Here is a 19,575-nt window from a genome sequence, read left to right on the forward strand (position 1 = left end):
CGGGAAGAAAACCGGAAGGACAACGACGACGCGGCCCGCCGTCCCTCGAGGACGGCGGGCCGCTCGCGCGTTCAGTGCGCGCCGCCCGCGTCGGCCGGCGCGTTCGAACGTGCCGGCTTGGTGATCCAGATCAGCGGGATGATCGCGATGAAGATCAGCGCCGAGATGTAGAACACGTCGTTGAGCCCCATCACCGCGGCCTGCCCGTCGACCGACAGGTTGAACAGCGCATGCGCCGTATCGCGCCCGACGTGCAGCAGCGATTGCGTCGAATCGATCGACTGGCTGAAGTCGGGATTGGTCGCGTTGGCCTGCTCGGTCAGCCGCTCGTGGTGCAGCACCGTGCGGTTGTTCCAGGCATTGCCGATCACCGAGGTGCCCACCGCGCCGCAGAAGGTCCGCCCGAAGTTCGAGAGCCCCGCGGCGGCCGGGATCTTCTCGGGCGGCAGGCCCGAGAGGATGATCGCGGTCAGCGGCACGAAGAACATCGCCATCGGGATGCCCTGCAGCAGGGTCGGCAGCACCAGGTCCCAGTTCGACACGTCGGTGTAGAAGCGGGTGCGCATGAAGAACACCGCCGCGAAGCTGATGAAGGCCAGGGTGGCGATATAGCGGGCATCGGTGCGCGGCAGGATGCGCGCCATCAGCGGCGTGAGCAGGATCGCGAACACCCCGAGCGGCGCGGTGGTCAGCCCCGAATCGACGGCGCGATAGCCGAGATACTCCTGCATCCACTGCGGCAGCAGCACCAGGGTGCCGAAGAACATGCCGTAGGCCACCGACAGCGCGATCGTGCCGCCCGCGAAATTGCGCTGCTTGAACAGGCGGATGTCGACCACCGGGTTCTTCTCGGTCAGCTCCCAGATCACGAAGAAGGCGAAGCCGACCGCCGCGACGATCGCCAGCGCGATGATGAAGGGCGAATTGAACCAGTCGAGATCCTTGCCCTTGTCGAGCATCACCTGCAGCGAGGCCACCCAGACGATCAGCAGCATCAGCCCGACCGTGTCGATCGGCAGGCGCCGCGTCTGCGATTCGCGCTCGCGGAAGATCGACCAGGTCACCGCGGCCGCGAAGATGCCGACCGGGATGTTGATGTAGAAGATCCAGGACCAGTTGTAGTCGTAGGTGATCCAGCCGCCCAGCGAGGGGCCGGCGATCGGCCCGACCAGGGTCGTCATCGACCACAGCGCGAGCGCGGTCGATGACTTCTGCTTGGGCCAGGCGCCCAGCAGCAGCGCCTGCGAGAGCGGTGCGAGCGGGCCGGCGACGGCTCCCTGCAGGATCCGCGCGGCCAGCAGGGTCGGCAGGGTCGGCGCGATCCCGCACAGCCAGGAGGCCAGCACGAACAGCAGGATCGCGGTGACGAACAGGCGTACCTGGCCGAAGCGCTGGGTGAGCCAGCCGGTGAGCGGGATCGACACGGCATTGGCCGCCGCGAAGATCGTGATCACCCAGGTGCCCTCGTCGACCGAGACGCCGAGTTCGCCCGAGATGGTCGGGATCGCCACGTTCGCGATCGACGAGTCGAGCACGTTCATGAACATCGCGAGCGACACGGCGACCGTGCCGAGCGCGAGCTTGGCGCCCGAAAGCGGGCGCGGAAGGGTGGAGGAATCCATGGCCATGATCCGATGGAAGGCGCGGACGCCGCCTCAGGCGCGCGGCGCCGTGGCGGGACGCGATGCCTGGGCCGCGCGCGACGGGCCGCCGGCCGCGTTCTGCTCGATGATGCGCGCGATCTCCGCGTCGGCCTCGTCGCCGTACCTGGCGAACACGTCGGTCTGGTAGACGCTGTTCTGCACGCTGCCGAGCTGGCTGCCGCTCTCGTCCTTGATGTCGACGTCGACCTGCATCGACAGGCCGATGCGCAGCGGATGCCGTTCGAGCTCCTGCGGGTCCAGCGCGATGCGCACCGGCAGGCGCTGCACCACCTTGATCCAGTTGCCGGTGGCGTTCTGCGCCGGCAGCAGCGAGAAGGCCGAGCCGGTGCCCGCCGAGAAGCCGATCACCTTGCCGTGGTACTTCACCGAGGAGCCGTAGATATCGGCCGTCACGCTCACCGGCTGGCCGATGCGCATATGGTCGAGCTGCACTTCCTTGAAATTGGCGTCGACCCAGATCTGGCCGAGCGGCACCACCGACATCAGCGGCGTGCCCGGCGAGACGCGCTGGCCGACCTGCACCGAGCGCTTGGCCACGTAGCCCGTGACCGGTGCCGGCAGCGTGTTGCGCGCGTTGTTGAGGTAGGCGTTGCGCACCGTGGCGGCGGCGGCCAGCACGTCGGGATGGTTGGCCACCGTGGTATTGGCGGTCAGCGCGACGTTGGCGGCGAGCTGCTGCCTGGCGGCGTCGAGCGAGGCCTGCGCGGCCTTCACGGCGTCGCGCGCATGCGAGATCTCCTCCTGCGAGACGGCGCCGGTCTGCGCCACCGCGAGGCGCCGGCGCAGGTCGTCCTGCGCCTTCGACAGGTCGGAATCGCGCTGGGCCACCTGGGCGCGATACTGGTCGTCGTCGGCATAGAGGCCGCGCACGCGACGCACCGTCTGCGCCAGGTTCGCCTCGGCCGATTGCAGCGCGATCGCCGAATCGGCGGGATCGAGCTTGACCAGCGGCTCGCCGATGCGGATCGACTGCGTGTCGTCGGCGTTCACCGCGATCACGGTGCCGGTGACCTGCGGCGTGATCTGCACCACGTTGCCGTTCACGTAGGCGTCGTCGGTTTCCTCGTGGAAACGCGCGACCAGGAAGTAGTAGAGGCCATAGGCGATCGCCGCGATCACGATCGCGAGGATCAGCAGCGTCATCATGCGCTTGCGCTTGCCGTTCTGCGCGGCGGGTGCCGCGGCTTGCTGTTGGGGTTCGCTCATCGCGAGGTTCTCCGTCGTGGCCCGTGCTTGTCGCAACGGGCCTGATCCACTATCGATTCGAAAAAAATCCGGAAACTCAGCCTGCCTGCGCGCCCGAGGCGGCAGCGGCCGGCGTGGCCGCCGCCTCGCCCGGCACGTCCGCGGTGGCGGGCGCAGCCCGCGGTTTCGCGTCGGGTGCCGCGAGCGGCGTACCGCTTGCATCGAAGCCGCCGCCCAGCGCGCTGATCAGGCCGATCTGCAGGTCGCGGCGACGCATCACCAGGTTGGTGACGGTCTGCTCCGCGCCCAGGCGGTTGATGTCGGCGCTGAGCACCTGCAGTTGCGGCGCGAGACCCGCCTTGTAGCGGATCACGGCGAGATCGTAGGCGCGCGTCTGGGCGTCGAGCGCGCGCTGCGCGTCGCCCATCTGCTTGTCCAGCGCGCGGATCGAGGCGACCTGGGTGGCCACGTCGTTGAGCGCGCCGATCAGCGTCTGGTTGTAGTTCGCCACGTCCAGGTCAAAGTCGGCGTAGCGCCCCTTCAGTTGCGCGCGCAAGGCGCCGGCGTCGAAGATCGGCAGGTGCACGGCCGGGCCGAACTGCGCCTGGCGGCTCGCGAACTTCAGGAACTGGCCCCAGCCGAAGGCATCGAAGCCGAAACCGGCGGCGAGGTTCACGTCCGGGAAGAATTCGGCCTTCGCCTCCTTCACGTCGTGCATCGCGCCCTCGACCTGCCAGCGCGCGGCGATCAGGTCGGGGCGGCGCGCCACCAGGTCGGCGGGAATATTGCCGGGCAGCTCGACCGCGCCGCCGGGCTTGAGCACCGGCGTGGCGATCGACAGCCCCCGGTCGGGGCCCTTGCCGAGCAGGGCCGCGAGCTGGTAGCGCGTGGTGGTGATCTGCCCGTCCAGTTCCGACAGCGAGGATTCGCTGCTGGCCACGTTGCCGCGCGCGGTCTGGCGCTCGACATTGGTGTCGAGCCCGGCGCCCACGCGGCCCTCGGTGATCCTGCCGACCGTCTCGCGATTGCCGATCTCGCGCTGGGCGATGTCGCGCAGCGCGTAGAGCTGGGCCAGTTGGTTGTAGGTACGCGCCACCGATACCGCCAGCGTCACGCGCGCCTGCTGCACCTCGGCCTGGGCGGCCTTCTGCTGCGAGACCGCCGAGCGCAGCCGCTCGCGGTTCTTGCCCCACAGATCGAGTTCCCAGGAGGCGCTGGCCAGCACGTTGTTCTCGCTGTACCAGTTGCCGCCATAGGGCGGCGGATACAGGCCGTTGCCCGAGTAGAGCTCGCGCGTCCAGGAATAGCTGGCGTCGACCTTCGGCATCAGCGCGGCGCGCGAGGATTCGATGTAGGACGAAGCCTTCGCGAGGCGCGCCTGCGCCTGGGCGATGCTCGGGTTGCCCGCGATCGCCTCGTCGATCAGCTTCGGCAACTGCGGATCGCCGAACTGGCTCGCCCAGTCGAGCGTCGGCCAGTGGCCGCCCTCGGCGGGCAGGCTCTGGCTGGTCTCGAGCTGGGTGGCCGCCGTGATCTGCTTGTCGCTGTGGATGCCGATGTAGTTGGCGCAGCCGGCCAGCGCGAAGGCCGCCAGCGCCGCCATCGACGCCGCGCGGATCGCGCGCAGCGAGATCGGAACGGGCTGCGCGATCATCGTGAGACTCCGCGGCGCACCATCCTGCCTGTGACGGTATTCATAGGAAAACGACTCCCTGCATTGATGGACTAGACAACTATTAAAAGACAATAAGAGCGCCCGAAACCGCCCCACACGCCGAACTCAGCCGCCGTTCGCGAGAATCCGCTTCAGCATCCGGACCAGCGCCTCGGCTTCCTCCGCGACCAGCCCGTCGAGGCCCTCGTCGCGCACCGCCTCGAACAGCGCCGGCATGGCCGCCGCGAGTTCGCAGCCCGCCGCGGTGAGCGCCAGCCGCACCACCCGGCGATCCTCCAGCGCGCGCACCCGCTGCAACAGCCCGCGCGACTCGACGCGATCGAGCACGCGCGTGATCGCGCTGGCATCGACGCAGCATTCGCGCGCGAGATCGGCCGCGGTCTCGCAATGGCCGGCCGCCAGCAGGAACAGCACCTTGCCCTGCACGCCCGTCACGCCAAGCTCGGCCAGCGCGCGATGGGTGATCCGCTGCATCATCCGCGCGTGCGTCTGCGTCAGCAGGTAGCCGAGGCTCGCGCCATGCTCGTCGCTGGGCACCGTCAGCGCCTGCGCGGGCAGGTGCAGCGGCTTGCCGGGCGCGCCGCTCATGCCGGCGCGCCGTCCGGCGCGAACTCGCGTGCCAGCTCGGCCAGCGCCTGGTCGAGCGCCTGCGCGCGCGGCGCGCCGAAGCGGCCCTCGAAGGCGGCCTGCGCGGCATGCCAGTGCCGCATCGCCTCCGCCAGGCGGCACTGGCCGGCCGGCGTCAAGGTGAAATGCTGCCGCCGGCCGCCGCCTTCGTCCTGCGTCTGCACCACCAGCGCCTCGCGCAGCAAGGGCTTGAGCGTGCGCACCAGGGTCGTGCGATCGGTCGAGGTGGCGCGCGCCAGTTCGAGCATGGTCGCGCTGGCCTGCGCGCTCAGGAAACGCAGAATGCTGAATTGCGACGGCGTCACGCCGGCTTGCGACAGATACAACTCGTAGAACCGGGAGACATGACGCGCGGCCTGGCGAATCGCAAAACAGTGGTCCGTATCGGGGGGCTCTCTGTGCATGCGCACAGACTAGAGATGGAGGGCCGGGTCATCAACGCCGCCAGACGCAACCCATTATCACTGTCACGACAAGAATCGACACGGCAAGGATTTTAAGCGTCTGCCGGGAATGCCGCGGCGCAACCGGCGAAATGAAAATGAAAGGGAAAGTCGGCGCGAGCGCGCCTGGGCGAGCCGGCTCAGCGCGGCAGCGGTGCGTTCGCGCTTTCGAAGAAGCCGACCGTGTGGTCGATGAAGCTGCGCACCTTGGCCGGCAGCAGGGTGCGGGAGCTATAGGCCAGGCGGATCTCGGCGCCCATGTCGACCAGCGGGAAGCCCGCCAGCACCGAGACCAGTTGCCCGCTCTCGAGGTATTCCTCGACCACCGAGGTCGGCAGCATGCCGAGCCCGAAGCCCTTCAGCACCATGCCGAGATTGAAGGGCGCGTTGTTCGATTCGATCTCGTAGCGGAACGGCACCGTGAGCGTCTCGTCGTCGACGCGAAAACGCATCTCGGGCTTGCGGATCGAGGTCGAGAAGGCCACCACCATGTGGTCGGCGATCTGCGAGGGATGCGTGGGCGTGCCGGCGCGCGCCAAGTACTCGGGCGAGCCCACCAGCTCGAACGGGATCATCTCCATCAGCCGCGTGACCACCGTGTCCGAGGTCAGCATGAAGGGCAGCAGCAGGCCGATGTCGTAGCCTTCGGCCACCAGGTCGACGGGGCGCTCGGCCAGCGTCACGTCGATGCTGACCTTCGGGTACTTGCGCTTGTAGCTGGCGATCAGCGGCAGCAGGCGATGGGTGGTGGCGGTGGCATGCGAGATCACGCGCAGCACGCCGCTGGGCTCGCGCGCCTGGGTCGAGGCGCCCTCCTCGAGCGCGTCGAGATCGGCGATCACGCGCACGCAGCCTTCGTAGAACTGCTCGGCGGCCTCGGTCAGCGAGATCTGCCGCGTGGTGCGATGGAACAGGCGCACGCCGAGCCGCTTCTCCAGCGATGCGACCGCGCGCGAGACGACCGGCGTGGACAGGCCCAGCATGTCGGCCGCACGCGTGAAGCCGCGAGCTTCGACGACCGAACAGAAGATACGCAAGCTATCGATATATTCCATGACGACTTTTCCGGGTAGCGTGCGCGATTCGACACGGATGGCGCGGGATGGCCGCGCGGCCGCCACATCGCCGTCGGTCGGGTTTCGTTCGTGGCGAAACGCATCGTCGCTTGCGGCGACGAGGAACCGTTCGAAAAGGAGGGCGGCGGCGGTATTTTATCGTGTCCGATGGGAGCTCGCCGGGCTTGGCGGCACTGCTTCATCGCGCGATCGAGTGTAACGCCGTGAAGACGTGACTCGCGTGCGAATATTGTGAATCGTCTGGCGAATCATGCACGCGCGATGCGTGCCGATCGAGCCGCGGACGATGCGCGGGAGCGGCGTGGAGGATGCGGGAAGAGGCGGCAACGGCCCGGCGGCGGCGCGCGGGCCCTGCCGAGGCAGGCGGCCAGGCCGCCGCCCGAGCGCACTTACTTGGTGGTGTAGCCGCCGTTGATCAGGATCGTCTGCCCCGTGATCCACCAGCCGTCGCTGACCAGATGCCGGATGAAGGGCACCACGTCCTCGATGTCGGTCAGGCCGGTCTTCGAGAACGGCGAGAGCGCCGCGGCCGTGCGGTGATAGGCGACCGCGTCGGCACCCTCGGCGGGATAGAAGAACGGCGTATCCATCGGGCCGGGGCCCACCGCCGTGACCGAGATGCCGCGTGCGCCGAACTCCTTGGCCGCCGCGCGCGTGAAGTGCTCGACCGGCGCCTTGGTGCCCGCGTAGGCCGCGTAGAACGGCGTGAAGGCGCCCAGCAGCGAGGTCACCAGGGTGCAGACCTTGCCGTTGTCGCGCACGTGCTTGCCCGCTTCGCGCAGGAACAGGAAGGCCGTCTTGGCGTTGACCGCCGTCATCTCGTCGTACTCGGCCTCGCTGATTTCCGTGAATGCTTTCTTCAGGACCTTGCCGACCGTGTTGATCGCGATGTCGGGCTGGCCGATCGCCGCCACGGTATCGGCGAACAGCTTCTCGACCGCCGCGCCGGTGGTCAGGTCGGCCTGGAAGGCGACCGCCTCGGCGCCGGCCGCGCGGATCGCGGCGACGGTCTCGTCGGCCGCCGCGCGCGAGCTCGCGCTGTTGTAGTGGATCGCCACCGCCCGCGCGCCCTGTTCGGCCAGGTCGCGCGCGATCAGCCCGCCCAGGTTCTTCGCGCCGCCGGCGATCAGCGCCGTCTTGCCCTTGATTCCGTGATCCGCCATCGCTGTTCTCCTCGTGTCCGCAAGGTTCGGGGTCCGGATCAATACCAGGCGCGTCGCGGGACGCGTCGCGCCGGCCGGACCCAGCCAGACCCGCCAGTATAGGAATGAATCGCGGCGGGATTTGTCGGGAATTTCACGCCGGAATCCGATAACGCGGCGGTCGTGGCGCGGCGACGCCGATCTCACCATGCTTGACATTCGTTCCTGCCATTTGCGACTAGCATCGCGCGAAGCGTGGTCGTCCCCCCACGCCGCACGAGGCATACGATGCAGCCAGCTCCTGTCGAACACCATCGATTCCAGAGCGCCGACCCCGACGAAGTCTCGGCATTCATCAGTCAAATCTACGCGGACAACCGCTTCGCCGCGCATCGCGCCGGCGCGCGCGAGATCAGCATCGCCGGGCAGGCCTGGAACGGCCTCAGCATCTGCGACGTCGACTACGACATTCCGTTTCGCTTCGATTCCGAACTGGCGCGACCGAATTACCTGATCCTGTCCTGCACCCGCGGCGGCGCCCGTTATTCGCGCGGGCGCCTGGCCACCGATTGCGCGCCCGGCGACGTGATCCCGATCTCGTCGACCGGCAATTCCACCTGCATCGCGCACGACGACGGGCTCGCGCATCTGTCGGTCCATGTCGATGCCGGGCAGTTGAACCGCTTCGCCGCGCAATGGCTGGGCGAGCCGCTCGACGCCCCCATCCTGTTCGACCTGAAACCACTGCGTGCCGATGTTGCCGCGCAATGGAACCTCGCCGCCGGCTGCCTGCGGCAGATGCTGCTCATGGCGCCGGTGCCCGAGGCCGCCGCGCAGGGAATCGTCGAGCACATGATGAAGATGCTGCTCGAAGGCCAGCCTCACGAACATCGCCAGCGTTTCACCAGCCCGCATCCCGTCGACGAGACGCTGGCGCGCAGCGCCATCGACCTGATCCGCGCCGATCCGCTGCGCTGGAAGTCGATCACCACCCTCGCCCACGCGCTCGGCTGCGCGACCGGCATGCTCGAACACGCGATCCGTCGCCATGCCGGCCGGACCTCGGCCGAGTTGCTCGTCGAGGCGCGGCTCGACCGGCTGCATCGCGCCCTGCTCTCGGCCGGCGGCGCCCAGGGTTTCGTCGAGACCCTGCGCGAACACGGCTTCGCCATCTCGAACCGCTTCCTGCTGGCCTATGAGCGGCGTTTCGGCGAGGCGCCGAGTTCGACCTGGCGGCGCAATCCCAACCGGCCGCTCGATGCGACACGCGTCGACGCGGGCACGCGCGATCTGTGCGAAGCCAGCATCGATCGCTACATCGACGCCAACCTCTCGCGTCCGATCAGCGTCGGCGATCTCGCCGGACTGGTGGGGCTCAGCGAATACGACACGATCGAGGCCTTCAAGGCCGCCTTCTCGCGCACGCCGAAGCAATACCTGATCGAGCGACGGCTGGCGCACGCGCGGGCCATGCTGCGCGACAGCTCGGCGACCATCCTCGCGATCGCGATGGCCTGCGGCTTCGGCACCCAGAGCCACCTGACCGCAACCATGCGCATGCATTTCGGCGAGACGCCGGGCCAGATCCGCAAGCGCGGCACCGGGGCATGATCGAGGGCGGGAATACCGCCTTCGATCTCGCTCGAAAAACAAAAAGAAAATCGCGGAAAAATATCCTGGTTCATTGACGAGAAATCGCCATTCTCAATGGCTTGATACGAGCTACGTCAACGATCTTCCGGTTTATGAACCAAAGTAAAAATCCCGGATAAATCCATTCCGGCAACAACGCTTTCATATCGCGATCAAAAGCTTGCATCGCGTAATGTTGTTGTGCATATTCCCGAAAGGAGTGCAGGCCGCGTCAAGGCCGTCGATTGATGTCGACACGGTTTCTCACTACGCACTCCTGATCAAAAACACGAATAATTTCCGAGAGAATCCATCATGTCGATCCAATCGTTTTCCAAGGAAGCGAAACACGCCAAATTCGCCCGGATGTTTGCACTGCTGCCGATCTGCGCGGCCGCGCTCACGGCCGGCATGCAGGAAGCCGGCGCGCACGGCGCGATCGGTACGCCGATCGCGCGCCAGTATCAATGCCGGCTCGAGGGCGGCTACTGGGATCCGGCCGACGGCAGCGGCATCCCGCATACCGATTGCCGCGCCGCCTACCAGAACGGCGGCAACTCGGCCTATCCGTTCACGCAGTGGAACGAGTTCTCGGCCAACCCGATCGGCCAGGGCGACGACCTGGAGAAGCTGCAGCAAGCCGTGCCCGACGGCCTGCTCTGCGCGGGCGGCGACAAGAAGAAATCCGGCATCGATGTGCCGGCCGTGGCCTGGCGCAAGACCCGCGTGACGCCGGTGGGCGGCAAGATCGACGTGACCTGGGAAAACACCCAGAGCCACACGCCGTCGGTGATGCGCATCTACCTGAGCAAGCCCGGCTACAACCCGCAGCAGCCGCTGCGCTGGGCCGATCTCGACAAGATCTACGACGCGCCGGCACCGGCTCCGCAGCCGGCCAACGGCGGCGGCCACCTGCCCGGCACCGTCACCTCGTTCTACAAGCTGAGCGTGCCGCTGCCGGCCGGACGCACCGGCGACGCCGTGCTGTACAGCTACTGGCAGCGCCGCGATGCGGGCAACGAGGGCTTCTTCAACTGCAGCGACATCACGATCCTGCCGGGGCGCTGAGCCGCGTCGCCGCTCGCCCGCGCCGAAGCCGGCATGACGCCGGCTTCGGCGCGGCGCGCGCGGTGCATCGCGGCGCAATGATTTCCGCGAGGATGCGGACCACGGCGCAACGGGCGCGTGCTATTGATGAGCGCGCCCGGCCGCGACCCCATGCGACCCTCCTGTCCCGGCGGGCGGCTCGACCTATCATGGTCAGCCCCTGTCGCGCTTCGAGGAGCATCATGACGGACCTGTTTCAAAAACCCTCCTGGGACGACCTGAGGATCGTCAAGGCGATCGCCGATCACGGCAGCATCGTCGCGGCGGCCGCCGCGCTCGGCCTCAATCATTCGACCATTTCGCGGCGCCTGGCCGCCATCGAGCAGGCACTCGGCACCGTGCTGTTCGACCGGCGCCGCAACGCCTATGCCACGACCGCCGCCGGCAGCGAGGTGGTCGCGCTGGCCTCGCGCATCGAACTCGACGTGCTGAGCCTGGTGCGGCGCGTCTCGGGGCACGTCCACAGCCACAAAGGCATCCTGCGCGTCACCACCAGCGATGCCCTGGTGCTCGACTTCGTCACGCCGATCATCGCCGACTTCCGGGCCCGCCATCCCGGCGTGCAGATCGAGATGCGGGTCGGCAACAAGGCGCTGAACCTCGCGCGCGGCGATTCCGATATCGCGTTTCGCGCCACCCTGACGCCGCCCGAGAACCTGCTCGGCCGCAAGGTCGCGACCGTGGCCTGGGCGATCTATGGTCGCCGCCTCGACCATGTCGGCGAGCCGCTCGAGGTCGAGGCGCTCTACCAGCGCCAATGGGTGTCCTACGGCAAGGAGCTGGCCGGGCTCAAGGCCTTCGACTACGTCAACGCGCGCGTGCCGCGCGAGCAGATCGTGTTCCGCAGCGATTCGGTGGCGGGCGTGGTCGCCGCCATCCATGCCGGACTCGGCATCGGCTTCCTGCCCTGCATGCACGGCGACCTGGTCAGCGGCCTGGTGCGCATCAGCCCCGTGATTCCCGAGGTCCATGACGAGCTGTGGCTGCTCACGCATCCCGACATCCGCAAGTCGGGGCGCGTCAGCGCCTTCATGCGCCACTGCGCCGACGCGATCCTGCGGCAACGCGATTTCATCGAGGGCAAGGGACGCGCCTAGCACGCGTCGAAGGCGAACGCATGACGCGGCTCCGTGCATTCGCGCGGAGCCGGATGCGCGCAATCGCACCCTCGGGGACGAGGCGGCTCCCTAGAATTTTCGCGAGATCGATGACACGCCGACAGCGCGACGCGTCACCGGTATTTCGCAGGCCATCGGCCGCATTCAACCGCCCCACCGTTTCCAAGAGGTATGCAATGAGCATTCACGCGATCGCCAAGCCCGCCAGTTCGCTGTTGAGCCCGCACGACCACGCCCTGCTCCTGGTCGACCACCAGTCGCAGATGGCCTTCAACACCAAGTCGATCGACATCACCAACCTGCGCGCGAACGCGGGCATCCTCGCCCACGCGGCGAAGGGCTTCGGGGTGCCCACCATCATCTCGACGATCTCGCGCGACAGCTTCGCCGGCCCGCTCTTCAGCGAGATCACCGAAGCCTTTCCGGACGCCGAGGTCACCGATCGCACGACCTCCAATGCCTGGGAAGACGAGAACTTCATCGCGCGCATCAACGCGGTCGGCAAGAACCGGCTGGTGATCGCCGGCCTCTGGACTTCCGTATGCTGCAATGGCCCGGTGGTATCCGCGCTCGAACAGGGCTTCGAGGTCTACGTGGTCACCGATGCCTGCGGCGACTGCTCGCTGGAGGCGCACGAGCGCGCGGTCGAGCGCATGATCCAGGCCGGCGCGCGGCCGATCACGTCGCTCACCTATCTGCTCGAACTGCAGCGCGACTGGGCACGCGCGGAAACCTACGACATCACCACCGGCATCGCGATGCGACTGGGCGGCGCGTTCGGCGTCGGCATCAGCTACGTCAAGACCATGTTCGATTCGCACGCCGCGCGTTGAGCGGCCGTGGCCCACCTCGCCGCAAACCCCGCGGCCTGGCGGGCCGACGTTGAAGATCGTCGCTCCATGGCAAGGCAAGCCGCATGAAACCTTATCTGCTCTCGCTCGCCGCCGGCCTGCTGGTCGGCGGCATCTACTCGCTGCTGCAGGTGCGCTCGCCGGCTCCGCCGGCCATCGCGCTGGTGGGTTTGTTGGGAATCCTGATCGGCGAGCAGGCGCTGCCGTGTGCGCAGCGCCTGCTGCACGACGGCAGCCGCACCACGGCCGCCGCTGCCGAACCCGCTCGCGGCACCTCCACGGCCGACCTGTCCCGACACGACAAACGCTGACTCGCGCGCCGATCCCCTCCCGCGTCCCACCATCTCATCACCGGCGGAATCCCGGTCAAACCCTCGCCGATTCGCCGGTTGACAACGCAATTAGCCCGCGATCATTATCTCGAAAATGTCGGCGCGAGAGGCGATGCATCGCCCAGGCCAGGCATGACTGCACGAGGCATGGCCGGCAGCGTCGGCCATGAAGCATGCGGCGGGGATCAGGGCCGTCCCGATCAAGGCACGCCTGCGCGACAGGCATCGAGGCAATGAACATCGAGACGCGAGGATCGCGCGGGCTCGATGCAGCCGGTATCGGATCACGACGGAATGTTGTTCGGCATTTCCGTGGAATCGTTTTTCTTACCGAGCCATTATTCATCCGTGACGAGCATTCCGCTGCCTGTCCGCCTGCCGCCGTTCGCGCCGGATATCTCCCGATCCCGCGCGGCGGCCATCCGTGGTCGACACCGCGGCCTACTCATCAGGGATACCCCACCTTACGACTGCCTTCTCGCCACCGGGCGACCCGCCGAGGTCGACGCGGCGCCTTCTCCATTTCGCACGAGGACACCATGAACTGGATTCACGACATCCTTCAGAAGTCCCCCGATATCGCGCTGTTCCTGTCGCTGGCGGCCGGCTACTTCATCGGCCAGATCAACTTCGGCAAGTTCCAGCTCGGCGGCGTCGGCGGCTCGCTGCTCGCGGCCGTGGTGATCAGCCAGGCCGGCGTGACCATCGACGACGGCGTGAAGACCGTGATGTTCGCGGTCTTCATCTATGCCGTCGGTTACGACTCGGGTCCCGGCTTCTTCAATTCACTGAATCGCAATTCGCTGCGCGAGATCGCCATGGCGGTGTTCCTGGCCGTCTCCGCGCTGGTCACGGTGATCGTCTGCGCGAAGCTGTTCCACCTGAACAAGGGACTCGCGGCAGGCCTCGCGGGCGGCGCGCTGACCCAGTCGGCCATCATCGGCACGGCCGGCGACGCGATCGCCAGGCTCGGCCTGCCGGCCGACCAGGTCAAGTCGATGCAGGCCGATGTCGCCATCGCCTACGCGGTCACCTATGTGTTCGGCTCGCTCGGCGCGATCATCGTCTGCGTGAACGTGCTGCCGAAGTTCATGGGCCAGGGGCTGCGCGAGGCCGCGCTCGATGCCGAGCAGGCGCTGGCCGGCGGCAGGCCCGCGCCGGCCGCGGGACAGGTCGCCGTGCTGCCGGAACTGATCGGGCGCATGTACCGCGTGCGCGGCGGCGCCGGGCGCACCGTGAAGGAGATCGAGGTCGCGCACCAGGACTTCCTGACGATCGAGAAGATCCGGCGCGCCGGCAAGGCGGTCGAGCCGCGTCCCGACGTGATGCTGCGAGCCGACGACGTGGTGCTGCTGGTCGGCCGTCGCGAAGGCATCATCGATGCGGCCGCCACCATCGGCGACGAACTGCCCGGCGGCGACGGCTTCGGCGCGGTGATGCAGACGCGCCAGGCCGTGTTCACGCGCAAGGGCATGAACCACACGACGATCGCGGCGGTACGCGCCAATGTCGATCGCGACCTGCGCCACGGCGTGTTCATCCAGGGCGTGACGCGCGCGGGCCAGCCGCTGCCGATCCTGCCCGAGACCGAGCTGATGCACGGCGACGTGGTGACCTTCTACGGATCGCCGCAGGACACCAGGCGGGCTGCCGACGAAACCGGCTACGAACTGCCCTATACCAACAAGACCGACTTCATCTACATGGGCGTCGGGCTGGTGGTCGGGCTGCTGCTCGGCCTGATCGTGGTGAACCTGGCGGGCATACCGCTCACGCTGGGCTCCGGCGGCGGCTGCCTGCTCGCGGGCCTGCTGTTCGGCTGGATGCGCGGCAAGCATCCGATGTACGGCGTGATGCCCTCGGCCGCTTCGCGGCTGCTGCAGGACTTCGGGCTCGCCGTGTTCGTCGCCGTGGTCGGCCTGAACTCCGGGCTGCAGGCGGTGGCCACGGTCAAGCAGAGCGGCCTGACGATCTTCCTGCTCGGCGTGTTCGTCACCCTGTTCCCCTTGATCCTGACCATGCTGTTCGGCCGCTACGTGCTGCGCTACCGCAACGCGGCGATCCTGGCCGGCGCGCTGAGCGGCTCGCGCAGCGCCAATCCCGCCTTCGGCGGCGTGCTCGACAAGGCAGAGAGCGCCGTGCCGACCGTGCCGTTCGCGATCACCTATGCGATCGCCAACGTGCTGCTGACCCTGCTGGGACCGCTGGTCGTCGGCCTGGTCTGAGCGAGGACGCGTCGATTTTCGTTTTCCACTGTGCCGGCGGCAACGGCCACCAGAGGGCGTGCCCAGGCAGTCACCTAGGATGGAGTCCGTATCATGGCGAAACGCAAGAACAAGCAGGACGACCGGGCCAAATTCGCGGCGCTCAGCCCGTTCGAGCTGAAGGACGAACTGATCAAGGCGGCCGGCGGCGCGGCGGTGGCGCGCCCGGCCAATGCGACCATGCTCAATGCCGGGCGCGGCAACCCGAACTTCCTCGCCACCATCCCGCGCCACGGCTTCTGGCAGCTCGGCCTGTTCGCGATGCGCGAGGCCGAGCGCTCGTTCGCCTACATGCCGGAAGGCATCGGCGGCTTTCCCAAGCACGAGGGCATCGTCGAGCGCTTCGAGCTGTTCCTGCGCGAGGAGAAGGACAAGCCCGGCATCGGCTTCCTGCGCGGCGCCGTGTCCTACGTGCGCGACCAGCTCGGCCTGTCGGCCGGCGATTTCCTCTACGAGATGTGCGAGGGCATCCTCGGCGCCAACTACCCGGTGCCCGATCGCATGCTGACGCTCTCCGAGCAGATCGTCGGCCAGTACCTGCGCCGCGAGATGATCGGCAAGCATCCCTTCGTCGGCGAGTTCGACGTGTTCGCGGTCGAGGGCGGCACCGCCGCGATGACCTACATCTTCAACACGATGCGCGAGAACCGGCTGATCCAGCCGGGCGACACGATCGCGCTGGGCATGCCGATCTTCACGCCCTACATCGAGATCCCCAAGCTCAACGACTACCAGCTGAACGTCGTCAACCTGAACGCCTCGGTCGAGAACAACTGGCAGTACTCGAACGAGGAGCTCGACAAGCTGCGCGACCCGAAGGTCAAGGCCTTCTTCCTGGTCAACCCGAGCAACCCGCCCTCGGTGAAGATCAGCGACGAGAGCCTGCGCTATATCGCCAGCATCGTCGAGGAGCGTCCCGACTTGGTGCTGCTGACCGACGACGTCTACGGCACCTTCGCCGACGATTTCGTTTCCCTGTTCGCGCTCGCGCCGAAGAACACCATCCTGGTCTATTCGTACTCCAAGTATTTCGGCGCGACGGGCTGGCGCCTGGGCACCATCGCGACGCATCGCGACAACGTGCTCGACCGCCTGATCGGCGAGCTGCCGAAGGCGGTGAAGCGCGAACTGCATACGCGCTACGAGTCGATCACCACCGACCCCGACTCGCTGAAGTTCATCGATCGCCTGGTAGCCGACAGCCGCACCGTGGCGCTCAATCACACGGCCGGCCTCTCGACGCCGCAGCAGGTGCAGATGGTGCTGTTCTCGTTGTTCTCGCTGATGGACACGCCCGATGCCTACAAGAACGCGCTCAAGCGGCTGATTCGCAGCCGCAAGCGCGCGCTCTACGAGGAAGTGGGCATCTCGTTCGAGGACGACGATCCGAACCAGGTCGACTACTACACGATCCTCGATCTGGAATTCCTCGGCGAACGGGCCTTCGGACGCGAGTTCGTCGACTGGTTGTTCGAGAACACCGAGCCTTCGGAGCTGCTGTTCCGGCTGGCCAGCGATGCGCGCGTGGTGCTGCTGCCGGGCCGCGGATTCGGCACCGCGCACCCCTCGGGGCGCGTGTCGCTGGCGAACCTCAACGAATCGGATTACCGCAAGATCGGCAAGGCGCTGCGCAGGCTGATCGAGGAATACGTCGAGCGCTTCAATGCCGATACGGGCAGGAAGCTCGATACCGAAACCGTGAAGTAATCCTCATCGCCTTCGCCAAGGCGGGCGGCCACGACCCATGGGAAGCCGCCCGCGTCTCAGATCACGCATTCGATCAGGCGCGGCCCGCGCTGCTTCATCGCATCGGCGAAGGCCGCCTCGAAGGCGGCCGGCGTCTCCACGCTGAGCGCTTCCACGCCCATGCCTTTCGCCAGCGCCACCCAGTCCAGCGCGGGGTTGTCGAGATCGAACATCGAGGCCGCCAGCGCGCCGTCCGGAGATGCGCCCACGCGCGCGAGCTCGTTGTCGAGGATCCGATAAGCGCGGTTCGCGTAGATCACGGTAGTGACGTCGACATGCTCGCGCGCCTGCGTCCACAGCGACTGGAGAATGTACATCGCGCTGCCGTCGCCCTGCAGGTTGACCACCTTGCGCTCGGGACAGGCGATGCCCGCGCCGGTGGAGACCGCCATCATGCTGCCGATCGCGCCGCCGGTGAGATTGAGGAAATCGTGCGGCGCCGCGTGCTCGGTCAGCGGATAGTGCGCGAAGCCCGACGAGATCGATTCGTCGGCGACGATGGCCTGCTCCGGCAGATGCCTGGCCACCACCTGCATGATCGAGACCGCGTCGAGCGGGCCGTCGCGCCGGACCTCGAAGGGCCGCGTGGCAACCGTGGCGCCGACCGCGGCCTGGGCACCGAGCGCATCGACCAGCGACTCGAGCGCGGCGACGCCGTCCTCGTGCGGATGCGACAGCACCGCGAGACGGCACTGCTCCGGGGTCAGCCAGCTCGGCTTGTCGGGATAGGCGAAGAAGCTCACCGGTGCCTGCGCGCCGACCAGCACGATCAGGTCGGTGCCGGCGAGCGTCTGCGCGACCTGCTCGGCGAAATACGGCATGCGCTCGACCGCGACGCGGCCGGCGCCTCGCTGCATGCGCGGGAAGAAGGTATCGCACATGAGGCGAACCCCCGCCCGGGCCGCGATCTTGCCGGCCGCGCGCAGGCCGCGCTCCTGCAGGCCCTCGCCGCGGATCAGCATCACCGGGCGTCTGGCGCCGCGAATCATCCTGGCGATGCGCTCGACATTCTGCGGCGAGGCCTGGGCGCGCACCGGCTTCGGCAGGGCCGGCGCGACCGCGTCGGCCGGATCCCAGGCGGTATCGGCGGGCAGCACCAGGGTCGCGATCCGGCCCGGCGCTTCGAGCGAGGCCTGCACGGCCCGGGCCGCGTCGGCGCCCACCGTCAGCGCGCTGGTCGAGGTGTGGATCCAGGCCGAAACCGGCCGCGCGAAACCGACCAGGTCCGACGACAAGGGCGCGTCGTAGCGCATGTGCGAAGCGGCGTGGTCGCCGACGATGTTTACGATCGGCGTCTGGGCCTTGCGCGCGTTGTGGAGGTTCGCCAGCCCGTTCGCCAGGCCCGGGCCGAGATGCAGCAGCGTGCAGGCTGGCCGGCCCGTCATCCGGCCGTAGCCGTCGGCGGCACCGGTCACCACGCCCTCGAACAGCCCGAGTATCGGCCGCATGCCCTCGACCTGGTCGAGCGCGGCCACGAAATGCATCTCCGAGGTGCCCGGGTTCGCGAAACACACCTTCACATCGCTCGCGATCAGCGAGCGCAACAGACTTTCTGCGCCATTCATGATGAGTCGACTCCTAGCCGTGGAACCGGAGCCGCGCGGGACCGCCGCGACTCCACATGGCTGAATCCTATGAGGGCGCGTAATATCGAAATAGATTCAACTATCGCTATCTTTGTTACGTCATGCGCAAGAATCTCGACAATGGCCTGCTGCACGCGATGTCCGCGCTGGTCCGCGTGGTCGACGCCGGCAGCTTCACGGCCGCAGGCGAACAGATGCACCTGACCACCGCGCAGATCTCGCGGCTGGTGTCGGAGCTGGAGAACCGGCTGCAGAGCAAGCTGCTGCACCGGACCACGCGCAAGCTGGCGCTCACCAGCGTCGGCGAGCAATACGTGAAGGAGGCGAGGACCATCCTCGATCTGGTCGCGCAGGCCGAGAACAACGTGGCGGGGATCTCGACGCAGCCGGCCGGGCGGCTGCGGGTGATGTGCATGACCAGCTTCGGCAACCGCTACGTGGTGCCGCTGGTGCCGAAGTTCTGTGCGCGGTTTCCGCGCGTCAACCTGGAATACAGCGCCTCGCAATACGTGCCCGACCTGCTGGCGGGCGGCGTCGACGTCAGCGTCTATCTCTCCCAGCACCTGCCCGATTCGGGCATGATCGCGCAGCGCCTGGGCGTCACCTCGGCGGTGCTCTGCGCGGCGCCGAAATACCTGGCGGCCCACGGCGTTCCGAAGACGCCGCGGGAGCTTGCCGGGCATGCCTGCCTGAGGCTGCTGAATCCTTCGATCTCGTCGAACTGGGAACTGTCGGACGGCAAGACGCTCGAGATCCTGTCGCCGATCGGCCCGGTGCTGGGCGATATTCCGGAAGTCGTCCTGCAAGGCGCGCTCGGCGGCCTGGGCATCGCCCTGCTGCCGCGCTACAACGTGGTCGACGCGCTCAAGCGCGGCACCCTGGTGCGCGTGCTGCCGCGCTGGCAATCGCCCGAGATCGGCGTGTTCCTGCTGACGCCTTCACGGCATTTCGTCAATGTGAAGACGCGCGAATGGGTGGAATTGCTGAAGCAGGAGATTCCGGCCGCGCTGGCCAGGGATGCGGAGTATTTCGAGGATGCGCAGCCGAAGGCGAGAAGCAGGATCAAGGCTTGAGTCGGCGCAGCCGCCCGGCGGTTCGGCGTGAACTTTGCCTGCCGTCTCGGCAGG

At 67.6% G+C, this 19,575-nt stretch carries 15 protein-coding genes and 1 pseudogene; 8 read left to right on the plus strand and 8 right to left on the minus strand.

Annotated elements, in window-relative coordinates:
* Window positions 1-71: 71 nt before the first annotated feature.
* The 7 genes from F3J18_RS05355 to F3J18_RS05385 form a co-directional block, all read right to left on the minus strand.
* Complete coding sequence (locus F3J18_RS05355; protein WP_166911811.1) at window positions 72-1,622, minus strand: DHA2 family efflux MFS transporter permease subunit; 1,551 nt, start codon at window positions 1,620-1,622, stop codon at window positions 72-74.
* A 33-nt stretch (window positions 1,623-1,655) separates the two neighbouring features.
* Window positions 1,656-2,870, minus strand: a complete 1,215-nt coding sequence (locus F3J18_RS05360) for an HlyD family secretion protein (RefSeq protein ID WP_166911813.1) — start codon at window positions 2,868-2,870, stop codon at window positions 1,656-1,658.
* Window positions 2,871-2,946: 76 nt separating this feature from the next.
* Entirely contained in the window at window positions 2,947-4,503 is a 1,557-nt protein-coding gene (locus F3J18_RS05365) for an efflux transporter outer membrane subunit (protein WP_166911815.1), read from the minus strand.
* Between the two features lie 126 nt (window positions 4,504-4,629).
* A complete protein-coding gene (locus F3J18_RS05370) occupies window positions 4,630-5,112 on the minus strand; it encodes a MarR family winged helix-turn-helix transcriptional regulator (RefSeq protein ID WP_013699385.1) in 483 nt (160 codons plus the stop codon).
* Entirely contained in the window at window positions 5,109-5,555 is a 447-nt protein-coding gene (locus F3J18_RS05375) for a MarR family winged helix-turn-helix transcriptional regulator (RefSeq protein WP_166911817.1), read from the minus strand. Before F3J18_RS05375 ends, F3J18_RS05370 begins: the two co-directional genes overlap by 4 nt.
* A 179-nt stretch (window positions 5,556-5,734) precedes the next feature.
* Window positions 5,735-6,649 carry a LysR family transcriptional regulator gene (locus tag F3J18_RS05380; protein WP_025096976.1) on the minus strand — a complete coding sequence of 305 codons (915 nt, stop codon included), beginning with the start codon at window positions 6,647-6,649 and terminating at the stop codon, window positions 5,735-5,737.
* A 410-nt stretch (window positions 6,650-7,059) separates the two neighbouring features.
* Window positions 7,060-7,833: an SDR family oxidoreductase gene (locus F3J18_RS05385; protein ID WP_036036172.1), complete on the minus strand. Its 774-nt coding sequence runs from the start codon at window positions 7,831-7,833 to the stop codon at window positions 7,060-7,062.
* 267 nt (window positions 7,834-8,100) lie between these two features.
* Between F3J18_RS05385 and F3J18_RS05390 the strand changes: the two genes are divergently transcribed.
* The 7 genes and pseudogenes from F3J18_RS05390 to F3J18_RS05420 all read left to right on the plus strand — a co-directional run bounded on the left by F3J18_RS05390 (window position 8,101) and on the right by F3J18_RS05420 (window position 16,823).
* The gene (locus tag F3J18_RS05390; protein WP_025096978.1) at window positions 8,101-9,423 is read left to right on the plus strand and encodes a helix-turn-helix domain-containing protein; all 1,323 of its coding nucleotides are present in this window, start codon (window positions 8,101-8,103) and stop codon (window positions 9,421-9,423) included.
* Between the two features lie 317 nt (window positions 9,424-9,740).
* Window positions 9,741-10,497, plus strand: a pseudogene (locus F3J18_RS05395) (lytic polysaccharide monooxygenase); the annotation flags it as partial.
* Between the two features lie 236 nt (window positions 10,498-10,733).
* On the plus strand, window positions 10,734-11,648 hold the full coding sequence (locus tag F3J18_RS05400) for a LysR family transcriptional regulator (protein WP_205194270.1): 915 nt from the start codon (window positions 10,734-10,736) through the stop codon (window positions 11,646-11,648).
* Window positions 11,649-11,845: 197 nt separating this feature from the next.
* The gene (locus F3J18_RS05405; RefSeq protein ID WP_166911821.1) at window positions 11,846-12,502 is read left to right on the plus strand and encodes a hydrolase; all 657 of its coding nucleotides are present in this window, start codon (window positions 11,846-11,848) and stop codon (window positions 12,500-12,502) included.
* 83 nt (window positions 12,503-12,585) lie between these two features.
* Window positions 12,586-12,831, plus strand: coding sequence for a DUF1427 family protein (locus tag F3J18_RS05410; RefSeq protein WP_166911823.1), 246 nt, complete (start codon window positions 12,586-12,588; stop codon window positions 12,829-12,831).
* 560 nt (window positions 12,832-13,391) lie between these two features.
* Window positions 13,392-15,077: an aspartate-alanine antiporter gene (gene aspT / locus F3J18_RS05415; RefSeq protein WP_025096982.1), complete on the plus strand. Its 1,686-nt coding sequence runs from the start codon at window positions 13,392-13,394 to the stop codon at window positions 15,075-15,077.
* Window positions 15,078-15,170: 93 nt separating this feature from the next.
* Window positions 15,171-16,823 (plus strand): bifunctional aspartate transaminase/aspartate 4-decarboxylase, encoded by a 1,653-nt coding sequence (locus F3J18_RS05420; protein WP_166911825.1) that lies wholly within the window; start codon window positions 15,171-15,173, stop codon window positions 16,821-16,823.
* A gap of 56 nt (window positions 16,824-16,879) precedes the next feature.
* Here F3J18_RS05420 and F3J18_RS05425 read toward each other — a convergent pair whose 3' ends face one another.
* Window positions 16,880-18,427, minus strand: a complete 1,548-nt coding sequence (locus tag F3J18_RS05425; RefSeq protein ID WP_160293154.1) for an acetolactate synthase large subunit — start codon at window positions 18,425-18,427, stop codon at window positions 16,880-16,882.
* A 122-nt stretch (window positions 18,428-18,549) separates the two neighbouring features.
* Between F3J18_RS05425 and F3J18_RS05430 the strand changes: the two genes are divergently transcribed.
* Window positions 18,550-19,521 (plus strand): LysR family transcriptional regulator, encoded by a 972-nt coding sequence (locus F3J18_RS05430; protein ID WP_025096985.1) that lies wholly within the window; start codon window positions 18,550-18,552, stop codon window positions 19,519-19,521.
* The last annotated feature ends 54 nt before the right edge of the window (window positions 19,522-19,575 follow it).

The organism is Burkholderia sp. Ax-1720 (assembly GCF_011753035.1).
In the GTDB taxonomy this organism is placed as follows: domain Bacteria; phylum Pseudomonadota; class Gammaproteobacteria; order Burkholderiales; family Burkholderiaceae; genus Burkholderia; species Burkholderia gladioli.